The organism is Providencia sp. PROV024, assembly GCF_032709665.1.
GTDB lineage: Bacteria > Pseudomonadota > Gammaproteobacteria > Enterobacterales > Enterobacteriaceae > Providencia > Providencia huashanensis.
Map to the genome: position 1 here is coordinate 3,930,078 of NZ_CP120545.1, position 26,462 is coordinate 3,956,539.

23 protein-coding genes, 1 tRNA gene and 4 pseudogenes are annotated in these 26,462 nt (G+C 37.6%); 7 read left to right on the plus strand and 21 right to left on the minus strand.

Features of this window, described 5'->3' with window-relative positions; all coding sequences use genetic code 11:
• Positions 1-79: 79 nt before the first annotated feature.
• From P3L56_RS18145 to P3L56_RS22645, 3 genes and pseudogenes are all read left to right on the plus strand, one after another.
• Positions 80-155: transfer RNA gene (locus P3L56_RS18145), tRNA-Phe, on the plus strand.
• A 189-nt stretch (positions 156-344) separates the two neighbouring features.
• Positions 345-1,198: pseudogene (locus P3L56_RS18150) on the plus strand (tyrosine-type recombinase/integrase); the annotation flags it as partial.
• A 40-nt stretch (positions 1,199-1,238) separates the two neighbouring features.
• Positions 1,239-1,556: pseudogene (locus tag P3L56_RS22645) on the plus strand (molybdopterin-guanine dinucleotide biosynthesis protein MobC); the annotation flags it as partial.
• Between the two features lie 298 nt (positions 1,557-1,854).
• On the opposite strand, the gene P3L56_RS18155 reads toward P3L56_RS22645, so the two are convergent.
• From P3L56_RS18155 to P3L56_RS18165, 3 genes and pseudogenes are all read right to left on the minus strand, one after another.
• Complete coding sequence (locus tag P3L56_RS18155; RefSeq protein ID WP_198860932.1) at positions 1,855-2,958, minus strand: hypothetical protein; 1,104 nt, start codon at positions 2,956-2,958, stop codon at positions 1,855-1,857.
• 107 nt (positions 2,959-3,065) lie between these two features.
• Positions 3,066-3,387, minus strand: a pseudogene (locus tag P3L56_RS18160) (hypothetical protein).
• A gap of 609 nt (positions 3,388-3,996) precedes the next feature.
• Positions 3,997-4,737: an SDR family oxidoreductase gene (locus tag P3L56_RS18165; protein WP_166684963.1), complete on the minus strand. Its 741-nt coding sequence runs from the start codon at positions 4,735-4,737 to the stop codon at positions 3,997-3,999.
• Between the two features lie 174 nt (positions 4,738-4,911).
• On the opposite strand from P3L56_RS18165, the pseudogene P3L56_RS18170 reads away from it, so the two are divergent.
• Positions 4,912-5,550, plus strand: a pseudogene (locus tag P3L56_RS18170) (integrase core domain-containing protein); the annotation flags it as partial.
• A gap of 293 nt (positions 5,551-5,843) precedes the next feature.
• On the opposite strand, the gene P3L56_RS18175 reads toward P3L56_RS18170, so the two are convergent.
• The 8 genes from P3L56_RS18175 to P3L56_RS18210 form a co-directional block, all read right to left on the minus strand.
• Positions 5,844-6,938, minus strand: coding sequence for a hypothetical protein (locus P3L56_RS18175; RefSeq protein ID WP_166684964.1), 1,095 nt, complete (start codon positions 6,936-6,938; stop codon positions 5,844-5,846).
• 31 nt (positions 6,939-6,969) lie between these two features.
• Positions 6,970-7,497 (minus strand): fimbrial protein, encoded by a 528-nt coding sequence (locus P3L56_RS18180; protein WP_233102472.1) that lies wholly within the window; start codon positions 7,495-7,497, stop codon positions 6,970-6,972.
• Positions 7,498-7,514: 17 nt separating this feature from the next.
• The gene (locus tag P3L56_RS18185; RefSeq protein ID WP_166684965.1) at positions 7,515-8,141 is read right to left on the minus strand and encodes a fimbrial protein; all 627 of its coding nucleotides are present in this window, start codon (positions 8,139-8,141) and stop codon (positions 7,515-7,517) included.
• 33 nt (positions 8,142-8,174) lie between these two features.
• Complete coding sequence (locus tag P3L56_RS18190) at positions 8,175-8,915, minus strand: fimbria/pilus periplasmic chaperone (protein ID WP_166684966.1); 741 nt, start codon at positions 8,913-8,915, stop codon at positions 8,175-8,177.
• 69 nt (positions 8,916-8,984) lie between these two features.
• Entirely contained in the window at positions 8,985-11,516 is a 2,532-nt protein-coding gene (locus P3L56_RS18195; RefSeq protein WP_272686046.1) for an outer membrane usher protein, read from the minus strand.
• A gap of 31 nt (positions 11,517-11,547) precedes the next feature.
• Positions 11,548-12,078, minus strand: coding sequence for a fimbrial protein (locus P3L56_RS18200; RefSeq protein ID WP_198860934.1), 531 nt, complete (start codon positions 12,076-12,078; stop codon positions 11,548-11,550).
• A gap of 70 nt (positions 12,079-12,148) precedes the next feature.
• Complete coding sequence (locus tag P3L56_RS18205) at positions 12,149-12,682, minus strand: fimbrial protein (protein WP_198860935.1); 534 nt, start codon at positions 12,680-12,682, stop codon at positions 12,149-12,151.
• 105 nt (positions 12,683-12,787) lie between these two features.
• Positions 12,788-13,105 (minus strand): helix-turn-helix domain-containing protein, encoded by a 318-nt coding sequence (locus tag P3L56_RS18210; RefSeq protein ID WP_210856087.1) that lies wholly within the window; start codon positions 13,103-13,105, stop codon positions 12,788-12,790.
• Between the two features lie 1,239 nt (positions 13,106-14,344).
• Here P3L56_RS18210 and P3L56_RS18215 point away from each other — a divergent pair.
• On the plus strand, positions 14,345-14,662 hold the full coding sequence (locus P3L56_RS18215) for an MGMT family protein (protein ID WP_042845448.1): 318 nt from the start codon (positions 14,345-14,347) through the stop codon (positions 14,660-14,662).
• A gap of 147 nt (positions 14,663-14,809) precedes the next feature.
• Here P3L56_RS18215 and P3L56_RS18220 read toward each other — a convergent pair whose 3' ends face one another.
• Entirely contained in the window at positions 14,810-16,381 is a 1,572-nt protein-coding gene (locus P3L56_RS18220; protein WP_042845449.1) for an AbgT family transporter, read from the minus strand.
• A 457-nt stretch (positions 16,382-16,838) separates the two neighbouring features.
• Between P3L56_RS18220 and P3L56_RS18225 the strand changes: the two genes are divergently transcribed.
• Together P3L56_RS18225 and P3L56_RS18230 are read left to right on the plus strand one after the other, a co-directional pair.
• Positions 16,839-17,219 carry a DUF1992 domain-containing protein gene (locus P3L56_RS18225; protein WP_042845917.1) on the plus strand — a complete coding sequence of 127 codons (381 nt, stop codon included), beginning with the start codon at positions 16,839-16,841 and terminating at the stop codon, positions 17,217-17,219.
• A gap of 192 nt (positions 17,220-17,411) precedes the next feature.
• Positions 17,412-17,819, plus strand: coding sequence for a DUF2628 domain-containing protein (locus P3L56_RS18230; protein ID WP_048606024.1), 408 nt, complete (start codon positions 17,412-17,414; stop codon positions 17,817-17,819).
• Between the two features lie 101 nt (positions 17,820-17,920).
• Here P3L56_RS18230 and P3L56_RS18235 read toward each other — a convergent pair whose 3' ends face one another.
• The 9 genes from P3L56_RS18235 to cutC form a co-directional block, all read right to left on the minus strand.
• A complete protein-coding gene (locus tag P3L56_RS18235; RefSeq protein WP_166684970.1) occupies positions 17,921-18,622 on the minus strand; it encodes an AraC family transcriptional regulator in 702 nt (233 codons plus the stop codon).
• Positions 18,623-18,799: 177 nt separating this feature from the next.
• Complete coding sequence (locus P3L56_RS18240) at positions 18,800-19,135, minus strand: tRNA-binding protein (RefSeq protein ID WP_042845453.1); 336 nt, start codon at positions 19,133-19,135, stop codon at positions 18,800-18,802.
• Positions 19,136-19,340: 205 nt separating this feature from the next.
• Positions 19,341-19,667: a DMT family transporter gene (locus tag P3L56_RS18245; RefSeq protein WP_042845455.1), complete on the minus strand. Its 327-nt coding sequence runs from the start codon at positions 19,665-19,667 to the stop codon at positions 19,341-19,343.
• 21 nt (positions 19,668-19,688) lie between these two features.
• Positions 19,689-20,105, minus strand: coding sequence for a DMT family transporter (locus tag P3L56_RS18250; RefSeq protein WP_042845457.1), 417 nt, complete (start codon positions 20,103-20,105; stop codon positions 19,689-19,691).
• A gap of 62 nt (positions 20,106-20,167) precedes the next feature.
• Positions 20,168-20,830 (minus strand): hypothetical protein, encoded by a 663-nt coding sequence (locus tag P3L56_RS18255; protein ID WP_253941463.1) that lies wholly within the window; start codon positions 20,828-20,830, stop codon positions 20,168-20,170.
• A 41-nt stretch (positions 20,831-20,871) separates the two neighbouring features.
• A complete protein-coding gene (pduL, locus tag P3L56_RS18260) occupies positions 20,872-21,516 on the minus strand; it encodes a phosphate propanoyltransferase (RefSeq protein ID WP_048606020.1) in 645 nt (214 codons plus the stop codon).
• Positions 21,513-21,950: a BMC domain-containing protein gene (locus P3L56_RS18265; RefSeq protein WP_042845463.1), complete on the minus strand. Its 438-nt coding sequence runs from the start codon at positions 21,948-21,950 to the stop codon at positions 21,513-21,515. Before P3L56_RS18265 ends, pduL begins: the two co-directional genes overlap by 4 nt.
• Positions 21,951-21,971: 21 nt before the next feature.
• Positions 21,972-22,922, minus strand: coding sequence for a choline TMA-lyase-activating enzyme (gene cutD, locus P3L56_RS18270; RefSeq protein ID WP_042845465.1), 951 nt, complete (start codon positions 22,920-22,922; stop codon positions 21,972-21,974).
• Positions 22,923-23,000: 78 nt separating this feature from the next.
• Positions 23,001-26,432 (minus strand): choline trimethylamine-lyase, encoded by a 3,432-nt coding sequence (cutC, locus tag P3L56_RS18275; protein ID WP_048606016.1) that lies wholly within the window; start codon positions 26,430-26,432, stop codon positions 23,001-23,003.
• Between the last annotated feature and the right edge of the window lie 30 nt (positions 26,433-26,462).

Here is a 26,462-nt window from a genome sequence, read left to right on the forward strand (position 1 = left end):
AACACTCAGTCGAAAAATATGTTTTTTTTATAAAAACTCATTGACGTAAACGGCTTAATACGGTTTAATGCGCCCCGTTGCCCGGATAGCTCAGTCGGTAGAGCAGGGGATTGAAAATCCCCGTGTCCTTGGTTCGATTCCGAGTCCGGGCACCACCTTATTATTAACAGACGTCAATAGACGTCTGTTTTCGTTTGTAGTGCCTGCTAAAATCGACACTCTCCCAAAATTTCAACTCCACAGAATTCTATTCGACTCTATCCCCCCCATAGTACGAGTACAATCGCGGGTACATATTAGTTCGATAGAATCTTGTACCCACTTTACCTCTCAGGAAGCTTGCTATGGCTCTGACTGATGCTAAAATTCGGGTCGAATCCTATAAATGAACCGATGGTGTAGGTTTACATTTATTGGTTCATACTAATGGTTCTAAGTACTGGCGATTGCGCTATCGCCACTTAGGTAAAGAGAAAACCTTAGCATTAGGTTTATATCCTGATGTCTCTTTATCTGAAGCAAGGCTTAAACGCGATGAAGCCAGAAAGCTGATTGCTGACGACATTGATCCCTGTGAGCAAAAACGCGAGACAAAAACAACCTCAGAAACTAATCTCTCCTTTGAAATCATCGCACGGCAATGGCATACCAGTAATAAAAAGTGGTCTGAATCACACAGTGAAAAGGTGTTAAAGAGTTTGCAGTCGCATGTCTTTCCTTATATTGGATTACGCAATATCACCCCCCTCAAAACACCTGATCTACTGATCCCTATCCGTGCAACAGAAAGTAAAGAGATTTATGAGATAGCTGCGCGTTTACAGCAACGTATCGCTGCTGTCATGCGCTATGCCGTGCAATCGGGTATTTGGTTATAATCACCATAAGGACTTTGACAACAGTACAGCGCCAACACCGTCCAGTTCTTAACCTTGACCGCCTACCTGAACTGATTATCTATATTGATGCTTATAAAGGGCAGCCTGTCACCCGTTTAGCTATGATGTTAAATTTATTAGTGTTTATTCGGCCAAGTGAACTCCGCTATGCTCGTTGGCCTGAGATCGATTTTGACAAAGCATTATCGACTATTCCTGCAGGGCGAAAGCCTATACCCGGTGTTAAGTTCTCACACAGAGGCGCTAAAATGCATACTCCGTATTTAGTTCCCCTTAGCCGCCAAGCAATCACTATTGTGCTTTAATAAATGTGGACACTTTGATAAAGAAATGTGTACCCCCTGTCGATATGAAACAAAAATCACTGGCTGGATGCTGGAGCATCATCTTGATAACCAACTCACACGGCTTATTCTGAAAAGAAAGGCGCTTATGGATGGGTTAGTTATACGTTGCTCAACGTCCTGCAGCAGCTATCAGTTATATTATCACCAACCATTTGTTGACCCGCACACAGCAACAATAGATGTGCGTTTTCTATATCGTACCCACCCCGCAGATGGAACGCGTGATTGAGCTGCTGTTCAATAGTGTGAAAACGCCATCGTTAACCGTCAGAACATCCTGCTGGAAGCGCGGCATCGTTATGTTTTCTGATTTGATACATAGATCAATTTAATCTAAAATATCTTTGTATCTGTCCCAATATGGTAACTCTACTTCAACTTTTTTATTGTTTATTGGGATTACCATTTTTCGTACACCATGCATTAAACTAGTTTTTATTGACAGATGAATCTTGGCCACCACCTCATTATCTATATGTATAAACCGCGGATAACAACATCAAAAAATTGCTACCACATTGCAAACCATGAATATAACATAATCATTTTGAATACCCTTTGCATATCACAAAAATAATCACAAACCATATTTAAAAAATAATTTTAATTTAAAATAATCTTATTATTTTCTTATCATTAAGTAGAATTTCAACAAAGCCGCCTTTTCCTCGTGTTATCCTTTCTTTTACTTCCTTTAGGATTTCATCTATTATATACTTCTCATTCTGATACGTATACTCCATAGGCATATTTACTATAAGTATTCTTTTATCTCCATATTCCTTTTCATGCTTTAAGTTTATTGCCCTTACAATTTTGTCAGGAAACATATCAAATTCCTTTTTCAAATCGTGCATATTTTTTACTGGCAAATATCCTTCAGGTGTGACTCTTTTTCTTATTGATAAGTAATGATGGTCATGTGCAGGCACAGCAGATGTTATTTCTAATATAATAGCAAATTTATCGTTAAATATTTTCGCGTCAAAATTATCTTTTTTAATACCTAACTGAATATATAAATTCTTAGGAATGTTTTTATATTCGACATATTTTATTATTGGAAGGCACTCCTCTCTCAGTGTTTTATTTCCTTCATACTTACTCGAAAAAAAGCCATCATCAGCATACATATACTCATAATACTCAGAAAAACTGGTAATACTCATATAATCATTAATTATTTTTTTAAATTCAGATAGTTTCATTATAGTACTGACTATAGAAATATCGAAAGTCTCTTTACTATAAGATTTTTCTCTTGGTGGATGCGTAGGTTCTATATACATGTTATAGGTAAAAACCATATAGCAATAATAGTGTGCCAATAAAGGATGCATGTGATTTTTAAAATTTTTATCATGATTATTGAAAGAGTATAGCTCATCGTCCTCCTTAATAAAAAAACAGTTCATCACATCATTTATGTTACTTTTAATAAAAGAGTTTATATCCATCAAAATATCTTTTTCATTTACTGAAAAACTATATATCCAATAAAAATTCTTAGCTATATTAATATCCTCATACTCCTGAAGGTAAACATCGACATCAAATTCACCTTTCACTTTCAACAAGATATCATTCATTTTCTTATTAAATTTTTTATAGTTATTCCATCCTAAAGTCGTATACGGCACTCCTTGAGAAAAATTAATAAATGTATGTGATTGTGTACTTTCCATATTTTCAAAAGTATTGATATCAATCATATTACCCTCTATAGAATTTAACTAGCCATAATTGTAAACATTCCAAAAAAATAACATTCATTTCTAAATGGTACTGAAAAAAATACTCCAAAATTAAAAACTTCCAATCAAATCCCCAACGTCACCATCAACATCATCGCATCTATCGGCGAAGGTTCAAACCCACCCGTAGATAAAATTCCCGTGCGTCATCAAACAACACATAAGCCAGCATCCCGCAAATGCCGATAGCATCAGCAATCTGAATCACACTTAGCCCAGCGTCACATACCAGAGCACTGCCAGCACTTTTGAATAATCGAAACTAACTAAAGTTCGTGATGCTCCAGTGACCTGATTTTTCATCGCCCGTAGTTTTAGCCAGTTGTCCATAGACTCCACGCTGCAACAGAATAAAGATAGTACATGTTCGGTGAGCTTACATGCGATTAATCAAAGCACTGCCGAATAATTTGAATAATAACTTGAAATATCCTCTATCAACCTAGTCATCTTTACAACTATCCGTAAGGATGACTATTATCATATTATTTTTAAACACAAATAAGCTAAATGAAAAAGCATATATAACAACAACCTCCCCACTCCACTATCGCTAATAAAACACCTTATGATCAAGATTAAAAATAAATTTAAACTACTCACCCTTATTTTTTGATTGAAAACATAATCTCTCTTAGCCTATTTTACTCTTCATATTTTAAAATATAGAATGACAATAATTAAATTAGTTAACACTTTACTCTGAGGCTATTGAGCTAACTTAACATATTACGTATAAATAAAAACCGTTTACTTTTTTAAAGACACCTTTAAACACTGCAAGCAAAAAAATCGGGGGAAATTTTTATCACTGCCCAGCATAATATTAAGTTCCCCCAATTCAACAAACTCTTTCTAAGGCATATAACTCCTCGTGAGAAAACGGTTACACTCACTGATTTAATCATCTCATCATCGGTTGTGTTACTCATAACGAGCTACCTTTAAATAGAAGAAGGCTGCACAATGGCAGCCCTGAATTATTACATTCAATCCTCAAGCAAACCCACCGTTGACTCGAATTACCTGTGAGTTAATCCAGCCACCTTCTTCGCTAACTAACATAGAAACAACATTAGCAATTTCTTCAGGTGTGCCAATTCGCTCTAATGGGCTTAATTTCGCAATTGTGTTAACCTGTTCAGCACTTTTCCCCTGATAGAATAACGCAGTCCCTGTCGGTCCTGGTGCAACAGCATTAACGGTTATATTTCGACCTCTTAGCTCATTTGCTAATACAGGAATTAACCCTTCGACACCAGCCTTAGAAGCAATGTAGGGGCCGTATGTGGGAAATGATTTTGCGATAACACTCGTCGTTAAAGCAATAATTCGTCCACCATCGATAACATTTTCAGCGGCATTGGCTAGGACAATAAAAGCCCCTCGAAGATTGGTGTTAATCACTTTATCAAAATCAGCCAATCCAGCGGGCGCTATTTTAGCTAATGGCATAATTCCCGCACTATGAACGACAACATCAATTTTTCCGATTAGGTACTTTGCCTCACTAAACAAACGAGCCACATCATATTCATTAGCCACATCAGCTTGAATTGTAATGGCATGCCCTCCCCTAGCTTTTATTGACCTTACCGTCTCTTCAGCGCTAGTCTTATTTCCAGAATAATGAATAATAACAATAAAACCATCATCAGATAATCTTTTCGCAATAGCACAACCAATACCACTGGATGCTCCCGTAACTAAAGCCAATTTACTACGTGTAGTACTCATTATAACGACCTCATCATAAGAAAAATGAGTTTACACTTTAGCAATGACATGGACTCTACAGTATTAAATTTGTGCTCCCTCCAAATTAACTACCATTTCTTCAATTAAATTGATCGACTTAAAAAATCACGTCCAACTTTACAGTTAGATTGCTGTCCTCATTCTGGTCTGGGCTTTCGACTACGATTTCAAGGTTATTATTTTAATAATAAACGAGCTTATCGCGTTTATTGCCGATTAGGATTAAACCTGAAACGGCGAGTTAAAAAAGTGCTTCCAAAACGTGAAAAAAGGTCATTAATGATTGAAAAAGTCCCGAATATTCAATGGGAATTGAATTTTATGCACGACAGTTTATATTTCGGCAAGCGCGTCATCCCCCTCAATATTATTGATGAAGGAACGCCTGAATGCTTGGCGATTGAGGTTGATACGTCATTACTACTCGACCGTATCATCATGATGCTGGCCGTTTAAAAACCGGAAGAGAGTTGTCGAAACAAATTCGAGTCGATAATGGTCTTGAATTAATCTCAGTTAATCTATTGAATTATTGTGAATAATAACCAAGTTATACTGTACCATATTCAACTAGGTAAACTGCAAAAATGGCTTTATTGAACGTTTTAATGATTCATTCAGTCGTAAGTTTTTAAATACGTATTTATTTGAATCGTTGAGCCAAATTAGATAATTAGCGTAGTATTAGCAGCAAGATTATAACAAAAACCGAACGCACAAAGTTTACATCACCTCCCACCAGAGGTCTATCGTAAACAGTTAGAAAACTCTAATTTGGTGTTTCTCAATTGATGAGAATTGGACATCAATATATCAATCATTCAACACGTTAGAAATAAAATGCGAGGTAACATTAACGGACACTGTTGCAAATAATAGAGAAGAGATTGAGTTTTTCCACTTTAAAGGATAATGCCGATATGTTCATACAATGAGCCTCAGCAATGATTTGACATGCCAACTAATTAAACTTTACAGCAATACTCTTACTCGTCCTTGAGTAAAATTGCCCAATTTTAATTATTCTAAATCAACCTATAACCTATTGACTATCATATTAAATGATTTTTTTATTTTTGAAGTTTTCATGAAATATCCATAATAATAATAACTGAATTTTCATAATTACCCGCTTCAACAGTTTCGGTATTTCCTTTTATTTCAGCGCTCATATTAATATTTATACCACTCTCCGACACTATTAATTTTGGTGATGACTGATTGTCAATTAATGTTGTAACATTAAAAGGACCAACTTTTACTATTCCATTATTTACCATCTGAAATGAAAGTGTTGTAGCCGCGGAACATTGAGCATAAATATTATCACTTCCTTTTTTTCCGATAAAATCATTAGTAGTAACATCACTAATTATTATTTCTTTAGGGACAATAACATCACAATTTACATCAGGAACATTGGGGTTGATTGCTAAAGGAGAATAACTGTGCCATGAAGCAGCACATGTATTTGTATATTTAGCTTCACCACAAGCAATAATTCGTGCTATTGGTTTAATAGACGCTGAAGTTGTAAAACCTCGAAAAGAACGTAATACATCTCCTCCTCCAAAATAAGACCATTCCCTTGGAGCGAGAGTTGTTCCACTCACTAGCAATGGGATATACCCCGATATCTCTGGCACTACAATAGATAATTGGGAAATAGAAGGGGAGCTTGGCATCAAGTCACGACAAGCACCATTAACTTCGATCCAGCCTGAATCATTAACAGCCCATTGAGGTGAGTTAAACCTCATGGTTTCATGTAAATCACTACCAGAAAAACCTGTAGTTCCCGTAATAGTGGCTACTGATGTTAAATAGCACTTACTACCGCCAGTGTTTCCTATAGGTTGTGTTCCTCTATCTAGATTAAATTGAATAACTCCGCCAGAAAACCTAAATTGACCAAATTTTACACCGACAGGACAATAACTACCGTTGGACCCAGAAGAAGGGCAACCTGTTGAATCTAAATTATAAGAATTATACGTTTCACTTGATAAAGCACCAACTTGATAAGTAGAGCCTGTCCCAACCCAATTAATTTCATTGGTTATAATTGGCATTGGTAACGAACCAGTTTCTGTATCAGTTCCATATATCCATTGTACAGCATTTGCTTGTAATGAAAAAAATATAAAAAATGAGCTTAAAAAACAAAAAAATATCTTCATAAAAACCTCGAAGTGATAAGACACCTAAATATTATTGGTACTCTACTTTTATTATCCCGCTTGAATCAAAAGGACCCAACTTTATTTCCTCCCCATCATTCAATACAGGAATTACGCTGAGTGAGGGCTTTTTAGAGTACATAAAGTTACGAGGCTGATTAGGTAATAATAATGTATTATCCGCTAGTATTTTTAAACCTAAATTAGGGTTTGATGTCCCTACTAAAGTAGTATCAAAATCTGAGCTACTACTTTCAAATATTAATTTCAAACTCGGATTACTTGAGGACTTATCACCACAATCTAAATTATAATTAATATTTCTAGCATAGCGTTCACTCGTAAATCCATTGAGATTCATTTCACCAAAATTAATTTCAATAGGAAGGTTAGGCCCTAAATCACCATAAACATCACAGCTTTTTTGAATAACATCAATTTTAATATTAACCGAAAATACTTCAGCTAAGCCAATTGAACTGTACAATAACAAGATCGCAGAAAAAACAAAGCTCATCAGATGATGAAATACTTTATTGCCTCTTATATAAATTATCATAGTTTTACCTTTCTGTATTAATCATACAGCATTTCAAAGGCAATCAATGCTGAGAAAGCACCGGGAATTAGTGGGCCAGAAGTTCTGACAGCAGTGACGTAATAAGTTAAACGGTTTTGTCCAGAAGCAATTAACATAGGATTGCTATCTTTTCCAATAGGTAACACTTGGCCTGCAACATTCATCACCTTTAACCCTAAACCTTGAGCACCATTAATACGAATAATATCAGTATATTGAGGTTCTGTGGGTGCAATAAATCTCACTTTTACGGCTGGCTGGGTGGTGCTCCAAACGGTATCGCCAGTTTGGCTATTTTGTAATTCAGTTTGAACTTCTAAGCAGTCTAGCAATTCGATTTGAAATGGAACTTGACGCTTCGATTGTTTAGATTGGTTTAAATCTGCAAAAGAAATATTACCAAGCGATATTGATTGATTGCTGGACTCCATGGCTAATCGGCAGGGGTTTTCAGTCAAGGAACCCGAAACATGGATAACGCCATGTTGGCCATCCACTTCCCAACCATCAGTCGGCCTAAATATATGGTGACTATTATCTGCAATTGCAGGTAATACTGCCGCTAAGTAAAACAAGCTTGCTATACATCCTTGATGAAGTCGATGATGTGCTCTTGAGGTCATGAATGCGTCTCCATTTAGCTTAAAATTGACTTATTATTTTGTTAGTGAATCTTGTGCAACAGAGCAAACTGTATTTTGACAGCTAAAGGTTAATTGTGGGCGCCCACCATAGTCATTGATATAAGTAATTACGGGGGTATTACCTAATTGGCTATTTGTCATGCCAATATTTTCCTCGCCAAATGGTGCAACCATGATAGGGTTAAAGGCTTTAGCATCAGTAGTTGCATTAGCACCAGCATTAATAATAGTCACATAATAAGGGGTTGGGTTTTTAATAAAAATGGTATCCCTCTTTTTTTCAAGTTGTAATTTTTCTTGCCATGGCGTACCATTTTTTTGTGGTGTAATAGTTTCTGGGCGATAAAATAATTTTATTTTTGTTTGTAATGCGATTTGTAATGTATTTGGTTTATCACTTTTAGGTGGTATTTCTCGCATATTAAAGTAAAACAAAGATTCCCTATCTTGTGGCAAATTTTTTATTGCCGGTAGAGATTCTATTTTCATTTGGCTTGATTTCCCTGGTTCTAATCGTTGAACAGGGGGTAATACAATTAGTGGTGATGTTATTTTTTTACTTTCTTCATTTTCAATCCAGCCTTGTGCAAGATAAGGCAGTTGCTTATTATTATTAGTAATATTTAAAGAGATAGATTTATTTTCGCCATCAAAGATGATCCTTGTTCTATCTAATGATACAGCAGCCTCTGCTATTTGAATCAGTCCCAGTAATCCTAAAAGACTACTGATTAGTGTGTATTTGATTTTCATTTAGTTATTACCTTTACTCTTTACTTATTTAAATAAAATGTTTTTTGTTTAAAATGATGAGTGAATTAGTCACTCATCATTTTTCGTATTCTTAATTGTCGGGCTACAAGGTAGCAGTAAATTATCGAGTACTTCTCTATTGTTTAATTCCATAGGAAAAGTAATTTTGCACGACATATTTTTCCCCCACGTTATATTCATGGTTTCTGAAGGATGAACACCACTGATATAAGTGTTACCTGCATCTCCTACAATTGCGACATTTTGCTTTTTATGGTTAGTTACCTGTGCACCTAATGGTGGGTGAGTACCATCATTTAACGTTATTATAGTCATTACTTTTTGGCCTGAAATTATCGAGAACGGACGGTAGCCAACCGCACCTTCCGTTAAGGTTGCTTGAACTACTGACTGCTGCGCATCAATATCATCCGGTAATTTATTTAAATCTATTTGCGCTTTGCTGCGATAGTAACTACTAACATCTGAGATCACTGCTTTCCCAAATCGATTTGATGTTACTGGAGAGCCAACACCCCTAATTGGTATATTTGGAACTCCATCTGTATCAAGCAGTAAACGAGCACCACCTAAATTACTTACGCGATGAGCAGCTGCACCTTCCGTTGTTAACGTAAAACCACCGGAAGAGGATAAGCCAAACGCACTGTATTGGTTATTTGAGTGGCTCGCATTTACTGACCAACGTGCAATATCTCCTTGATGAGAAACAAAGGCGCTCGCTGAACCACCTTTACGATTTGCGCCTGCACTTATTTGATAGTTTGTTCTATCGTCTAATAGGTCATAATATGAAACTCGATTTACAGTATCATAACGGTTTGTATTCATTGAATAACCAACGTTCGCACCATTACTTAATGGGAAAGACAATGACACATAAGCACTGTCATCTTTAACGCCATTATAAAAATTACGATTTGCCGATAAACTAACACTCACATTTTTTATTGAACCAATATCCATATATTTAGACAGCATTAAACTGTAGTAGTCATTATCCGGTCTATCCCAATAAGTCTGATGGTTATAATTTAAATATAGTGATAGCCCTAAATCTTGGAAATTCTTATTCATTGATATGGTATAGAGCTCTTTACTACCGTAATAACGCTCACCAGTTTTTTTAGCGTTAAGAAAGTCACTCATGCTCATATAATTTCGTTCAGAAAATCGATAACCTGCAAATTGTATTTGGCTATCGAATTCTTCAAATCGCTTAGAATAGTTAATTCGATATGAGCCACCACTTAATGTACTTTCGCCGGGTAAGCGGGCAATAGAGTGTGTGACATCAAATGAAAGCGCACCAAAAGCAAGTAAATCACGACCAAGCCCAATGGATAATGCATTATAGTTTTGGCTATTTAAGCTGCCACCAATTAAAGACCAGCCATTGTTAACACCCCAAGAAAATTCCCCAGCGATAAAATTCTCGCCTTCACTCTGACGATCTGTATTCGTCGGCTGACCTAAAGCAAATTTATATTGAATTTGTCCCGGTCTTGTTAAATAAGGTAAATTTGCGGTATCAACTTGAAATTCTTGGACGGAGCCATCTTGTTCTTTAACAGTAATATCTAGAGTTCCACTAATCGCATCACTTAAATCTTGAATACGAAAAGGACCAGGTGCAACTTGGGTCTCATAGAGTACACGCCCTTGTTGCTTCACGATAACGGTAGCATTAGTTTTTGCGATCCCTGTAATTTCGGGAGCGTAGCCCCGTAAATTTGGCGGCATCATACTCAATTCTGATTGAATACTGGCACCGATAAAGCGGAATCCATCAAAAATATTTGAGGTTAAATAATCCTCACCCAGCACTAATTTTGCCTTTAATGTTGATAAGGCTCTATAGGCATAGAAACGGTTCCACGTGAAGTCAGTTTGACTACTATCTTGGTTGCCCGTTGTATGGCTATAATGGCTTTGCCAATCAGCTCTAAACCGCCAAGCTCCTAAGTTTATACCGGCTACCCCATTACTATTTAATGAAGATGAATCAGGTCCATCATTATAGGAATGGGTGGTATTGGCATTGATATTATAATCAATGAGTAATGCTGAAATACCATTATCCCAACGAGAGGGTGGATCCCAATTGGGTGATGTATATTCCATATAAGCCTGAGGAATATTGATATAGAGTGACGAGGTTGCTAAATCACCTCGTATTAATAATCCAGGTAAGCTTTCTTGATTAAGACATTGGCCTTCATGCCACCATGTTAGTTTATTTAATGACTCTGAAGTTAGCCCTAGTTTATTGACCAGTTCTGGTGATAAACAAGCTTCGCTGCCTTTTGGATCATTTTTTGAGGTGTAATAAGGCACCTTAATTTCAGATATTTGTTCGCTATTAACCTTGAGTGTAAAGTTATAGACACCAGGCATAACATAGCCAGCACGAGAAAACTGGTTTAAGTCAATATTATTTTTGTCTTCTAAATCTAAAACGTCAGTATTAAATTCAATATGATCAGTCGCACTGGCTGCAGGTAAAATACCGATGAGTGTTAACCCAATGATAATACTCAACCATTTTAGTTGCGGGGTATAAATAGATAACGAAGACATAAAAAACATTCCTAAAGGCAATTAATTATTATTAGTAGTAATCAAGTTTGAAACGAATTGATGTTTGATATTTGCCTACACGCAATGGTGTTCGATCTGAAACAAGCCTTAACTGGTAACCCAAAATATGTTTTCCAGCCTGAATATTTTGTTGGGCAAGTTTTTTTCCTGGCAAAATAGCTATTCCATTTGCATCGACTAATGAAAGTGCAACACCGCGTGCTGTTCCTGATGTAGCAAACCAATCTCCATTAGCTAAACCATCAAAAGATATTTCAAATGTTTTCCAAGGTTCACCGGTATAAGAGGTTAACTTGCAACCAATTAAAGTAATAAAAAAAGGTTGTTCCTGACCTTGGCCTTGATTTCGTAATAATGAAATAGGTAAAGTACCCATATCAATAGATTGCTCATAAGATCCTGTATCAATAGCACACGCAGTATCCATAATGCTACCTTGCATAGTTAAATACATTGAATCTTTTGAATAAATATATTTAGAGTAGGGTAATAATAAAAAAATTAATAAAAGAAAGTTAATTCCTTTTTTCTTTATTTTCATATTTTGGTCATCATAATATGCACTACAAGTATTACTAACTTGCAGTGCAATAGCATATTAATAATACTTATTAGTTATAAGCTAATGTAAAGTTAGTTACTGCTTGGAATTTACCTGGGGTTACAGGAATAGATTCGTCATTAGCATCAAGCAATTCAAGACCAATTAATGATGCTTGGAATTTTAATGTATTATTTCCTTCAACATAATTTTGTTTAGCCGCAGAGTTAACCTTAATTTGAGAACCAGATGCATTCATAATTTTTACAGCTGCGCCGGTGGCATCACCGGTAATTTGAAGAAAGCCAGTACCTGTTCCAGCCTCAGTTCCTTTAAAAGTGACAGAGACTTGGTTATCACCTTTTAAATTACAACCTTCTAATTTAATTTGGAAAGATTGAGCGGATGATTCACCACCATTATCCAAAGTTATATTAGATACTTGACCTAATGGGACTTCTTGGTTTTCTTCACCTGGTGCGATAGAACATGGCGCTTCAATAATTGAACCTAAGAATGTCACTGTTCCACTTCCCGCATCTACTGCTAAAGCTGATGCACTCATAATACCTGAAACTAAAGTTGCTAAAATAACCTTTTTCATACATTCCTCATTGAGTTAATTTTGGTTGCTATATTTATAGCAATATTAATACAGCGATTAAATAAGTTATTTAATCGTTTAGTTTTATTTTGACAATAGTAAATTTTAATAAAAATAAACTGAATCTAATAAAGATATTTTTTCTTTCAAAACTAAAGCGTCATTTGAATCACTACTTCTTATTTCAGTCATTAATAACCTTAATAATCTTTCAAAAGACACATCAAGAACTGTTAATATTCTAAATAATGTATCTACACTTAACCTATTAACACCTCTTTCGTAACGTGACATCTGCTGTTGTGAAATATTCAGTTGTTTAGCTAATTCAACCCCTGAAATACCACTCTCTTTTCTTAGATTTCTTATTACTAATCCGCAATAAAAAGACAGTAGATTATTTTGGGTGTTATCCCCAATCATTTTATATTCCTATAAGATAGTAAGATATATATAACTAAAAGTTTTATATATAAATTTAATAATATTTTTTATTTCTAAGCTTACCTGCTCAATTGCCGACAATTATAAAGAGTGAAACTTTAAAATCAAATAACTAGAGTTGCCGATTTAAAGAGTATTCACTATTTTTACAATATTTACACACCATAATTAATTCAATAAAATTATGTAGATAGTAAAATTTGAGAATTATCTAAAAATTTAGACCATTCAACAATTGATGCATGCCTGTAGTTTTTAAAACTTGATTTACTTCAAAAAAAAGTTTTTTAAACTTTAATTAATAAATTTTAATAAATTCATTCAAATTGTAACAAATATCAGTACTAAAACGATGACTTTTACTCTTTTAAGGTGTTTTTTGATGAGGTGAGTGATCTTTGCTAAGTATAAATTATTATAAATCAGGTGCATAAACCACACCCTTATTTAGAGTTAAATCTATACAAAACAAGTTTAGAATGATGATTTCTAAATATACCATTATAAATAAAAAGAGGAACTTGGCTTTTTGATTCTGTCGCGTTAAAAACAAATAGCGTAATCTAGTCGTAGTTTTTTCAGAGTGAATCCATCGGGCACTGTTGCAAAATTTTGTAAGTAAATATTTCGAGACCTAAACTAACCTATTGATAAAGGTAATTATAGAACATAGGCATAACTAACAATATGAACAGCAGGGGAATATCATGAGAGACACACGGTTGTTCCACTATGTGCATTTAAACAATTTAGCATTAAACCTACTTAGTGGCACCGCAATGGCGACGGGTTTAGTTGAAGTCAATAACTAGAATGTGGACGACATGTCAAAAATGCCTTAGCAGAAAGTATTTGTCGACTTGTGATGCCTTCCGCAAATCAAAGTATCAATTTAGAAACTATTACAAAAGAAATAATGCAACAAGTTAGTCAAACAGGAGTACCTATTGCTATAGAGTTACACTTAAAAGATTGTCTGAGTAGTGAAAGTCAAGAGCACAACAAGCTGGGTAAATACCTCTCTTTTAGCTATTCTGTCTAACTTAAAGGTGCCTATCAAGTAGGTGGCTATTCACCTATCCCGCCCTTAATACTTATCCAACGCTTTACCTAAGTTTGGGTCATATTTGCCATTAAAACCTATTTAGAACAGAATAATGGCTAGTATCATCTTATAAGTTAGGTTAACAAACACTCATCGTAATTGAGACCATAACCATGAACAATGCGCCATCTTTTCGAGACATCATTTATAGCCTCATAGGAAGCATTCCTAAAGGTAGGGTCGTGACTTACGGAACGCTGGCGAAAATGGCGGGTTACCCAGCCCATGTACGCCAAGTTTGCCAAGCAATTCGAACCATTCCGGCGGGCAGTACTTTACCTTGCCACCGTATCATTAATGGTCAGGGGAAATTATCCGTTAAGGGCGAGTGCTATCTGCGCCATAAACAAGCACTGATAGATGAAGGTATTATTTTTGGTTTGAACGATAAGATAAAATTGAAAGACTATTTATGGGAAGGGCTTGATTAATTCCTAAATAAAAACCTACACGCTGAAATTCACATCCTCCTCACCATAAACTGACTGAACTGGCTAAGCCAAACGCGTATTGTAGCCTATCGCTTAAAAGTAAAAAGGTATAACCCTCTTTAAGACAGGTTATACCTAATAAAAAAACTAACTACCCGGAGTAAAATAAATTGGGGAGCCCGGTCCGACTGGAATACCTAATACAAATACCCAGACTATGAAGAATATTGACCATCCGATAAAAAAGATAATAGAGTATGGCAACATCATTGAAACCAATGTCCCTATACCTGCATCCTTTTTATATTTCACGACAATCGCCATAATCAACCCAAAATAGCTCATCATTGGGGTGATAATATTAGTGACTGAATCCCCAATACGATATGCCGCTTGGATAGTTTCTGGCGCATAACCCGCCAACATCAACATCGGTACGAAGATAGGCGCAGTAACAGCCCATTGAGCGGATGCAGAGCCAATCATTAAGTTAATAAATGCACAGATAAGAATAAAGCCAATAAATAGAACACCACCGTGAAGGTCGATACTATTTAAGAAGTTAGCACCTTTAACCGCAATAACTTGCCCAATGTTTGTCCAGCCAAAGAAAGCGACGAATTGTGCTGCAAAGAAAATAATAACAAGGTATAAACCAAGTGTACTCATTGCCCCTGCCATTGCGTCAACAATATCCTTATCTGAGCGCATGGTTTTGGCAATATAGCCGTACACAATCCCTGGAACCGCGAAAAAAACAAAGATAAAGACCACAATTCCTTTCAAGAAAGGAGAGTTACTAACTAACCCAGTATCTTGGTTACGTAATATTCCGTTTTCTGGTACTACCATTAACGCCAGAATCGCCGCCAATCCCCAAAAAGTCACAGAGGCCCAAAATAATGCTTTTTTCTCTAGTGGGGTGACATTTGCCGAAGCATAGAGGCTATTTTCATCCTCATCAACCGCACCACCGGTATAGGGACCGAGTTGCGGCTCAACAATTTTTTCAGTGATCAAATAACCTAAAATAGTAATTAAAAACGTACTGGCAAACATAAAGTACCAGTTTGCTTCTGCACCCACGATATACGTTGGGTCAATGATTTGTGCAGCCTGCTGAGTGATACCAGAAAGTAACGGGTCAACTGTACCCAATAATAAGTTTGCTGAATAGCCGCCTGAAACCCCAGCAAATGCAGCAGCAAGACCCGCTAAAGGGTGACGACCTAATGAATGGAAAATAATGGCAGCCAGTGGAATAAGAACCACATAGCCCAACTCTGCAGCGGTGTTTGACATGATCCCGGCAAACACAATCGCCATAGTGGTTAATTTTCGTGGAGCTTTGGTCACAACTAAGCGCATAGCGGCAGATAGTAAGCCTGCCCGTTCTGCAATCCCAACCCCTAATAGGGCGACAAGCACCGTCCCTAATGGTGCAAACCCTGTAAAGTTTGTGACAACATTGGCAATAATTTTTCGGATCCCTTCGGCATCCAATAGACTCACAATGTGAATAATACCATCTTCCGCGCGCCCTTTTGCGCCTTCTGGACGAGGATCAACCACACTGACACCAAAGTACTGACCAATTGCTGAAGAAACTAATAAAATGGCAATCAAAATAATAAATAAAATAACGGGATGTGGTAAAGCATTACCTAACCACTCTACCGTTCGCAAAAAACGGCTTCCCTCTTGCTTTTTTTGTTCCATATTTTCTCCTTATAAACAAGAAAAACGGACATTACACAATGTTTTTCTTTTTTGCTATTTACAAATAGATAATTGCAAATCAACAAAATTTATACAAATTAGACATAAGATTCATAAAAATCAGGAGTGCAATCACTTAATTAGCTATTAAAACTATTAATTTAATTAAACTAGAGATATAACACCAAAGAAAGCCTCGTAAATTAATTTCTATAAATGTGCTCAACATAACAATTTACACATTATTAATAACCATTTTTCATCATTTATCACTAAATATATATCAATTTTTAGCAGTTTTATTTTATATAAATAGTTAAACCTCCATTTATCAATGCTCGATAAAACCTTACTGATTATTCGTAATAACAACGCTAATGAAGCATAATATACCAGCCTTCATTCAGCGAATATGAAAGGCTATAATGGTATAAAATCAATTTTCGGGGTCACTATTATGTCAGTTATCGATCTTTGGGCTGAACGCCATATTCAAGAAGCGTTAAACAAAGGTGAACTATCGAGTTTAAAGGGAGAAGGTCAGCCGTTGCAGCTTGAAGATGATAGTTTGGTTCCACCAGAGCTTAAGGCTGGGTATCGGCTCTTGAAAAATTCGGGGTATTTACCCCCAGAATTACAGCAAAGAAAAGATGCTCTGACATTAAGTAATATGTTGCAAAGTCTTTCAACCGACGACCCCAATTATTCAAGCATTAGCAAACAACTTGCTTTACTTGAATTAAAACTTAGACAAGCCAATGTAAATACTGACTTCTTGCATGGTAATTACTCAAACTCTATTTCTGAGAAAATAACCAATAATTCAGAAACAAAGTAACTTTACGTAAATAGATTAGTAAATAGCCACTAGCCTTTTATCTTCTTAATATCTTTTCTATTTATAGCTTCTGCATACTGTATTAAGAAAGCTCTGCAATAGTCATATTAAGACTATTTCCCACTGTTTTTATATAAACATATAAGTATTATCAATCCCTATTTTATATTATATATCAACAAGGAATGGGAAATGGAACAAAAACAATACTCTAATAAATGGCAAAAACGTTTCGACTTTTTTGAAAAGTATGGCTCACCGAGTACACCTGAATTTAAAACTGCATTAAAAGCAGCGTCCTTTGGCGAGCGCCTTTTAATTAACATGAATTTTTTTGCTTTTTTCTTCGGTATTATTTACTTCCTAATATTAGGGCTTTGGAAGAAAGGTCTGGTGATGCTTGGTATTTCTATAGCGATAGGCCTTGTCTTAAATATTATTGATTTTATGGTAGGTGGAACTATCCCTAATGGTGCTTATACTGGGTTATCGGTAGGTATTTCAGTGATGTGGGCGATGGTTGCTAACTATGCTTACTATATTAAAGAAACTAAAGGGCTAGATGGTTGGAACCCATTCGAAGGGATACGCATGGTATAGCGGCAGAAAAATAAAATGGCGGCTTAAAAGTAGCTAATTTTTATCATCGTGTTGTGATAATTCGATTTCTAAATAGTTAACCTAAGCCGCTGAGTCGTAACCTACCGTAAGTGAAATTTCTGTATACGATATTCATTCGGCGTTTTACCATAAAATTTACGAAATGCATGACTAAATGCGGAATGTGAATCATAGCCGACTGTTAATGCGATTTGTTCTATCGGAATATTTTTTAGCAATAAGCTCCCCGCAGCTTCCATCCGTTTATGTAATAAAAACTGCATCGCCGTTAATTGTGTTTCAGCCTTTATTTTGCGTTGGAGCGTACTTATCGACATACAAAAAGCTGTCGCCATATCTTCACAGCTAATAGGGTGATGTAAGCGTAGTTCAACCCATTGAGAAACTTCATCAATCCATTTATTTTCAGGCTTTAGTTGAGCCAATAATAAGCGGGCAACCGTAAAATTATGTTCAGGTGCTTGCGGGAAACTTTGCAACCAATTCAAAAGACCGACAGCGGCAGGAGTCAAAGTGAACTGCGTCATTTTCTCACTCAATGCCCACTGAGCTGTGGCGGGCATTTCTAATACATAATTTTGATTGCCGACTTGCCCACTAAAAGCGTGATTAACACTTGGCGGGATCACTACCCCATTGCCTGCATTAAGTAAAAAATGTTGGCGATGCATATTGATTTCCATTTGCCCAGATAACGACAAAACGACTTGCCACTGCCCATCATGTTGATGAGAAATGACTTCGTCTGAATATTGGCGAAAATGAAGTTCAGGCAATAGCAAAAGGTCACACTCCTACTGATACAGATGATAGTAGTATAACCTTTTTACTGATAAATGGCAGCGATGGCGCCGACTATGCTAGGCGGCAAGCAAACGAGCCCCTAGGGGCATACAAAAGTATGTAACTAGGGCGAGTGAGCGAAGCCAACAACACGATAATACAAAGAATGACGAGCATTATGCTAAAAGCGCACCATTCGGTAGAGGCAGGTTAAATTCTGCAAGAACAATCGCCCCTGTTTCATCCGGTGCCCCCGTGATTAATACCTCGGATTTAATCCCTGCTATCCGTTTCACCTCAAAATTACAGACACATAGCACCTGCTTACCAATCAAATCTTCTGGTGTATAGTTGACGGTAATTTGTGCGCTGGAACGTTTAATTCCCAACTCGCCTAAATCCACGTCCATTACGTAAGCTGGCTTTTTAGCTTTACTATTCACTTCGGCACGAATAATCGTACCGACTCGCATTTCTACCCGAGTAAAATCATCCCACTCAATAATTTGCATAAATCTATTCCTGAATTAATTCACTTATCTTCTGTAAAGTAACATAGAACGGATTTAGCTTTTTATCGCTAGGCAATCATTTTATGTTGTAGAAGCATCAATAGCTTCGGTTACTTAAAAAAAAGCCCTCACACTAAAATGAAGGCAACGTAATGAGCAAAATAATAATAAAGTTCTGAGAGTAGCAATTAAACTAATGTATTAATTACATAGTGGAGAATGTATTCATAATTATCCCGCCAGAGATAATTAACCCCATCGCAAAGACAGCAGGAAAATCAGGCTTTTGTTTATATAACACCATAGAAACTAACGTTACACCGACAATCCCAAACCCACACCATAATGAGTAAGCGACTCCGACAGGGATATACCCCATTGCGCGAGTCAATGCAAAATAGCATAAGCAATATGCAATAATGACTAATACTGAAGGCCCCAACTTACTAAAGCTGTTGGTCTTTTTAATCATGGATGTGCCTGTTATTTCTGAGCCAATAGAAAGCGCTAACCATAAAAATCCAGTAAACATAATATTCCCCTTAAATTTAAATTAGTGAGCTGCTTTATTTTTTGCTGATAATAATGAAGCTTCAGCTTTAGGCTCTTCGGCTTCTTCATCAGAACCCATTTTGGAAAATAGATTCATAATTACAATACCACTTGCTATTACAGCCATGCCTATCATTGCGGCAGTATCTGGATGCTGACCATAAAATAACATGCCAAGAGTAGAAACCATTAATATCCCTGTTCCTGACCATGTTGCATAAGCTAAACCCACCGGAATATATTTAACAGCGCGAGAAAGTGAATAATAACAAATAACATACAGTACGACGATTAATGCCAATAATAACGATTTTGTCATTCCTTCACTATTATCAAACATTTTTAGCGTTGATGTTGCTGAGGTTTCAGAAATAATAACCGCCAACATCCAAAGCCATGATTTTGCTTTAGGGGACATAGATAATACTCCTACAATAAATAGAAAATTAAGATGATTTTTAATACGCTAAATTTATTTTATTATTTCAATGATTTTAAATAATCAATTGCAGAATCTGTTAATTTATTTTCATTCGCGCAATACCCCCTAGGGTTATTCATTACTTCTTTTAAAGTAATATAGCGACTTGGAGTTTCATTAGTTATTTCAGGTTTTAAATATTTAGAAATATCATGAGTTAGTAACTTTTTTTCAATTTCATTTAATGGAAAAAACTGAATGCCTAAGTTAATTGCTTTACTGATATTTTCTTTAATAAGATGATTATAATTTTCATTTTTATTTAAACCTAAGATATGGCTTAATTCACTTTCTGGGCAGCAATGGTATTTCAATGCCAATATAGGAATATTTTGTGATAGTGCGTGTAAAGTTAATTCACTTTCCTCACTAACAAATAAACCACTGGCAATTTCACCGACAACTTTTGCATCAATAAAAGGTAAAAATAAGCAGCTATAGCGGCTTAACTTATTTATTGATAACGTATTTTTGTCTATAACATGTCCTAGCTCAGCCCATTTCTCCATATTCGAAGACTGAAGCATTGATGCGGTGGCATAAAAGGAAAAACAAACAGAATCTAGCTGCGCTAACCTTTGGTAAATAGCTTGCTGATAGCCCTCAACCGGTGATAACACAACCAAAACTTGTCGTTTTAACTGACGTAAAACTTGTTGCACAATTTGCTCGATCAGTTTTTCGTTCATTTTGCCACCGTTCCTTAACCCGCAATAAATACGCTATCGTTATTACGTAAACCCGCAGCATTCGCTTCATCTGTATCAATATGAAATTCAAGAGAAAACCGCTCATCCACTCTCACGATAACCTCATCAAATACTAAGCTACGCTCACCCTCAGTACGGATATTTACCTTTTGCCCATTCACCACATTGAGTGACCTCGCATCCATCACACTCATATGAATATGACGCTGAGCACATATAACTTGCGACTCAAGGTTGACGTGCCCAGCAGGGCCAATCAATAAAGCGTTACCTGAGCCCGTTAAATCTCCTGACTCTCTCACTGGCGCTTTAATACCCAGTGCAAAACAATCCGCTTTGGACACTTCAAGTTGCGTTTTTGGGCGAACAGGCCCTAAGACTCTCACTTTGCTTATCGACCCTTTTGGCCCAACCACCATGACACATTCCTTGGCTGCAAATTGCCCTGGCTGCTTTAAATCTTTGAATGGTGTCAGTTGATATCCTTGACCAAACAACGCTTCAACATCTTGCTGTGACAGGTGAACATGACGATTTGAAATACCGACAGGAATTGCAATGTTCGGTTGTATTCCTTGAGCAAAGCTATTGGTTGAAAGACGGGATAAAATTTTGCCCATCAACTGCTCATTAATCATGATTTTTTACCTTTGCGTAGGTCATTTTTGGTCTCTTTTACACTGGTATCCTCTTTTACTTCAGGCGCAGTATGTTGAGGTTTTGCTTCAACCGTTTCACTTTCTGATGAACTTTGTCCTTTTTCTGTCTTTTCAATGCTTTTTTCTAATTCACCCTTTTTACTTTTCACCGTTAACAATTTAGCCGTCACACTTTCTTCTGGGCGAGCAATCACTAATGAGCCGACAAGCAGTTGGCTATTCGCTATCACGTCAATGCCATGATCAACCGCAGTGCGAACTGCACTAATTTCACCTTGAAAACAAACTGATACCAACCCAGAACCTATTTTCCGATAACCTATAATTTCTACACTAGCGGCTTTACATGCTGCATCTGCGGCTTGTATGGCGGATGTCAGCCCCCGAGTTTCAATCACACCTAAACTTTTCATCTGTCTCTCCTACTTTGTGACTTAGTGACGAACCAGTCGAATATCGAAATCGAATTGCTTAAAGAACGCTTCAAGTTGATCTAACTCTTCAGCACTATAGGTTGGGTCTTGTTTAACCGGGTAAATCATCTCTAACTTGTCGTATTTGCCACGACCCAACTGGTGATAAGGTAAAATATCGATGCGCTTTACATTGCCGCGTTTGGATAATTCCATCGCATAATTAATCGCACCAGTAATGGCATCAAATGAATCGTTGTATCCACGGACTAACGGCATACGAACGACGATGTTAGCGCCAAGTTCCACCAACCTTTCAAGATTACGGCGAACATTTTCATTCCCAATACCGAATAAGTTTTTATGCTGTACCGTATCGATATGTTTAATGTCATACAAAAATAGGTCGACAACTTCAGCTAGCTTTTCATAGTTGGCTAATGAGGTTGTTCCTTGTGTTTCTACGGCGGTGTTGATCATCATTTTTTTACACTCACGCAGTAGGGCAACAGCAAAGTCGGTTTGTAGGCTCATTTCGCCACCACCGATTGTTACACCACCACCGGAAGAGATATAAAAATCATAATCTTGCATAATGATTTCCATCATTTCGGCTACCGTGACATCTTTGCCCATAATGTCTAACGCACCGCCAATACACACTTCTTCGCATTTACGACAACCAATACAGTCAATACTGCGATTGACACGATGAATCTGTTCACCTTGTTCATTAATGGTTTTGTAATGGATACCGGTAGGGCAAACATCGACACACTTCCCACAATTCACACATTTGTCGTGAGAAAACATCACTTGAAACTGGCTACTTAGCCCTTCTGGATTAGCACACCATGGGCAGCGAATATTGCACCCTTTTAAGAAAATCAGCGTTCGAATGCCATCGCCATCATAAATTGAGTATTTTTGGATATTAAATATCCGACCTTTAATCTCTGCCGCGCTCATCATTACACCTCTAAAATCAGTTCAAATTTATTATTGTTATTATGAAACGGCAGGTATGAAGCCATACCTGCCAACGCTGGTTTAGAACTTCTCAATTACAGTACGGCTGATAATCTCATCTTGAACCTCTTTACAAAGCTCAACGAAATATGCGCTATAACCTGCAACACGAACGATTAAATCTCGGTATTTTTCAGGCTCTTGCTGTGCTTTTTTCAGCATTTCGTTATCTACATAACTAAACTGCATTTGCCCGTTACCTAAAATAGAGGCGGTTCTCAGTAACGTGATTAAGCCATGACGTCCTTCCGGTGTATCCAATAAGCCTTTTAAGAACTTAAAGTTATGCACCATACCGATGTTCATCGTCTCAACATTCATCTTGCTGATTGATTTGATGATGGCAGTAGGGCCTTGTTTGTCCGCACCTTGTGTTGGGCTGATACCATCCGAGAGTGGCATCCACGCTAAACGGCCGTTAGCACTTGCTGCGGTCAATTCACCAATTGGGGTATTGTTGGAAATGGATAAGGTTCCGTGACTCAATGTTGAATACAACATGTCATATTTACGGCACTCACGCTCTGTCCACTCGGTGATATCCAGCGCATATTGGTCAACATAGTCATCATCGTTACCAAACTTAGGCGCATTTAAGCAGTCACGACGTAATTCGTCATAGCCTTCAAAGTTTGCGAGTAAGCCATCGCGGATTTGCTCAAGCGTGTAGCGGCCCTCTTCATAAACCAATTTACGAATAGCAACAATGGAGTCAACATAGGTAGCAAGGCCTGAGAAAATCAGCCCAGGGCCGTGGTTGATCATCGCCCCGCCAGCTGCAACGTCCTTCCCTTTTTCCATACAACCTTCTACCAGTAAAGACATCAAGGGTTTTGGAGCTACATCGCGATGTACACGCTGGCTGATAACAGTCCCGATAGCCGATAAACGAACAATGTGGCCAATCTGTGCTTTTACTGCATTATCAAAGTCTTCGAAAGTTTTCAGCTCACGTAAGTCACCCGTATCTAAGCCTTGATAGCTATCAAATAACACCATGCGACCACGGTTTAGCACAAATTCAATCGCAATTGGCCACTGGGTATAACCTGTTGATGTCCATTGATAAATACGGCCTGATTTTTGTGGCTCTACACACCCCATTAAGCAGTAGTCACGCGCATCTTCAAAATCAAAGCCTTTACGTAGCATCATTTTGATGTGGGAATCATCGAAGTGACAGGCTGGGAAGCCCATACCGGCTTTCACCACATCAACGATTTTTTCCATGTATTTCTGTGGTGATTGGTTATGAATACGGCATGCCAGAGATGGCTGATACACTTTCACAAAGCGAACCGCATCCATTATTAAATAGGTCAAATCGTTACAAGCATCACCACCAGAACGTTTTTGTCCACCAACAGTTAAGTTGATAAATGGCTGATAACCTGCGAAGTATTTCGCACCTAGCTCACTCGACATCCACATTAACTCAGCACACTTGATGATAAATGCCTGCATCATCTCTAATGCTTGGTCTTCAGTTAAACGGCCTGTTTTGATGTCGTTTTCATACATTGGTAAGCAATATTGGTCGAGACGCCCTAAAGAAAGACCGGTTTGGTTTTCTTCAATTTCAAATAATGACTCAACCGTCCAAATGCTTTGTAATGCTTCTTGTAATGTCACCGGCGGGTTAGCAGGTACATTTTCATTCACTTGCGCGATAGTCAGTAATTCTTCACGGCGTTTTTGGTCTGATTCAAGTACGGCTAATTCACGCGCATGTGCAGCAATACGATGTGAATAAGCAACAACCCCTTCACAGGTTTCAATTGACGCTTTATAGAAATAAATGCGGTCAATGTCATCTGGGTTTTCCATGCTCAACTCAGCTAATTTCGCCTGAGCATCCGCTTTAATGCCATTCATTCCTTTGGTGAATAATAAAACGTCATAGCCTGGGCAGGTATCACCACCACCGTTGATTTGGTGATAAGACAAGTCACTGACAAATGTTTCACCACTGAATTCCCATACCCCCGCTTCACGGTATTGTGCTTCACAAATTTCATCCAGAGAGCGCCCTTCCCAGAACGGGGCAATTTCCTCGCGGATCACTTTTTTGTCTTCTTCTGAGATAACAAATGGGTCTTGTGGACGCGTGCTCATGGTATCGAGTTCTTCGACTACCCAACGCCATGCGATATCCGGTGAGAATGCACCCGCACGGGCTTTACCACATGGATGACCCACAATCAGCTCTTCGGGTTGAATTAGGATTGGTGCCGTTTCACAAGCTCGGCGGAACGCTTTCGCACGCAATAAAATTGGCGGTAAACCTGGGTTATTTTTGACAACTTCAGTGAAGGCGAGTGCGCGGTAGATAGACACACTTGGACGCGCTTCTAAGTAGCGATTGCGCAAGCGTTGTAAGCGGGGAGTTAAACCTTCCATAACTTTGAATTCAGTTTCCGCTTGTGCTGTTGGAGCAATATAATTCGCATTTGGCGCTGCGTATTGCGGCTGAACACTGTTTTTACCGCAATATAAACGGACTTTTAACCCATTATTGATAGCACTGATATTTTCATTAGCGGATAACATCATGCCAGACAACTCGTTAATGCAAACACGAGGATCATTCAGATAGATACCGTCTTTTAATGCATCGAACATTGGGTAGCCATCAACTTGCTTGGTTGAGCGAACTTCTGAAAGCTCAGCCAGTTTCAGCCATAAACTTTCTACAATTTCATAAGCTTGCGCCTGAGTTAAACGGCCTTGTTCAATATCGCGTTGGTAGAATGGATAAACGGCTTTATCAAATCCCATTGGATTAACCGCATAGCTGCCATTTTCTAAGTGCAAGATCAGCTGTAATAAATAAAAGGCTTGGCAAGCTTCCTTGAAGGTTTGCGCAGGTTTAGCAGGCACATTGCGCAAAATTGCTGCGCTTTCTTGCAGCTCCGCACGGCGATATTGGTTCGATTCGATTGCTGCCATGCTTTCAGCTTTCGTCGCTAAAGATTGCGCAAAGTGGATTGCTGCATCACACGCATAAATCGCAGAGCGGCAATTATTTGCCTCATCAATGCTATTGCGGCTCACTGCGCTACCAATATTTCTCACTTTATTTTCTAGCTGCGCTTTGATAGCTAAAAAGCCTACGTTTAATACTGCTAAGTAATCTGGCGCATCGACGTTACTGTCGCCTGCTAAAAAGGTATAAATACTGTGGCTATTAATTTCATTTTCAGTATGGAAAATAGCACCACGTGGGGTTGATGATTGGCTACCAATAATCAACTCGTCTTGCCCGATAAAGGCTGGAAAATGGCGGATAAACTCATAAAAACGTTGAGCAGGTTTAATCGCCTGCGGCGCACCGGATAATTGGTTACCCAATGCTTCTAAAATATTAGCTCGTTCAGTAATAATTGAACTGTTGCGGGCACTTAAGCGTTCAGCCAGCATTTTTACGCGTGGGGTCAAAGCATATTTATTCATGTTAGCCTATCCTGATGTTCTTTCTAGTTT

Bases quoted from the DNA above. Each gene is read 5' to 3' on its own strand.
- P3L56_RS18220 (WP_042845449.1), bottom strand. From the start codon at position 16,381: ATGGAACAAAAAAAGCAAGAGGGAAGCCGTTTTTTGCGAACGGTAGAG.
- P3L56_RS18240 (WP_042845453.1), bottom strand. From the start codon at position 19,135: ATGCAAATTATTGAGTGGGATGATTTTACTCGGGTAGAAATGCGAGTC.
- P3L56_RS18250 (WP_042845457.1), bottom strand. From the start codon at position 20,105: ATGTCCCCTAAAGCAAAATCATGGCTTTGGATGTTGGCGGTTATTATT.
- P3L56_RS18215 (WP_042845448.1), top strand. From the start codon at position 14,345: ATGAACAATGCGCCATCTTTTCGAGACATCATTTATAGCCTCATAGGA.
- P3L56_RS18175 (WP_166684964.1), bottom strand. From the start codon at position 6,938: ATGAAGATATTTTTTTGTTTTTTAAGCTCATTTTTTATATTTTTTTCA.
- P3L56_RS18265 (WP_042845463.1), bottom strand. From the start codon at position 21,950: ATGAAAAGTTTAGGTGTGATTGAAACTCGGGGGCTGACATCCGCCATA.
- cutC (WP_048606016.1), bottom strand. From the start codon at position 26,432: ATGAATAAATATGCTTTGACCCCACGCGTAAAAATGCTGGCTGAACGC.
- P3L56_RS18210 (WP_210856087.1), bottom strand. From the start codon at position 13,105: ATGATTGGGGATAACACCCAAAATAATCTACTGTCTTTTTATTGCGGA.
- P3L56_RS18200 (WP_198860934.1), bottom strand. From the start codon at position 12,078: ATGAAAATAAAGAAAAAAGGAATTAACTTTCTTTTATTAATTTTTTTA.
- P3L56_RS18195 (WP_272686046.1), bottom strand. From the start codon at position 11,516: ATGTCTTCGTTATCTATTTATACCCCGCAACTAAAATGGTTGAGTATT.
- P3L56_RS18185 (WP_166684965.1), bottom strand. From the start codon at position 8,141: ATGACCTCAAGAGCACATCATCGACTTCATCAAGGATGTATAGCAAGC.
- P3L56_RS18230 (WP_048606024.1), top strand. From the start codon at position 17,412: ATGGAACAAAAACAATACTCTAATAAATGGCAAAAACGTTTCGACTTT.
- P3L56_RS18165 (WP_166684963.1), bottom strand. From the start codon at position 4,737: ATGAGTACTACACGTAGTAAATTGGCTTTAGTTACGGGAGCATCCAGT.
- P3L56_RS18190 (WP_166684966.1), bottom strand. From the start codon at position 8,915: ATGAAAATCAAATACACACTAATCAGTAGTCTTTTAGGATTACTGGGA.
- P3L56_RS18180 (WP_233102472.1), bottom strand. From the start codon at position 7,497: ATGATAATTTATATAAGAGGCAATAAAGTATTTCATCATCTGATGAGC.
- P3L56_RS18225 (WP_042845917.1), top strand. From the start codon at position 16,839: ATGTCAGTTATCGATCTTTGGGCTGAACGCCATATTCAAGAAGCGTTA.
- P3L56_RS18155 (WP_198860932.1), bottom strand. From the start codon at position 2,958: ATGATTGATATCAATACTTTTGAAAATATGGAAAGTACACAATCACAT.
- P3L56_RS18245 (WP_042845455.1), bottom strand. From the start codon at position 19,667: ATGTTTACTGGATTTTTATGGTTAGCGCTTTCTATTGGCTCAGAAATA.
- P3L56_RS18205 (WP_198860935.1), bottom strand. From the start codon at position 12,682: ATGAAAAAGGTTATTTTAGCAACTTTAGTTTCAGGTATTATGAGTGCA.
- pduL (WP_048606020.1), bottom strand. From the start codon at position 21,516: ATGATTAATGAGCAGTTGATGGGCAAAATTTTATCCCGTCTTTCAACC.
- cutD (WP_042845465.1), bottom strand. From the start codon at position 22,922: ATGATGAGCGCGGCAGAGATTAAAGGTCGGATATTTAATATCCAAAAA.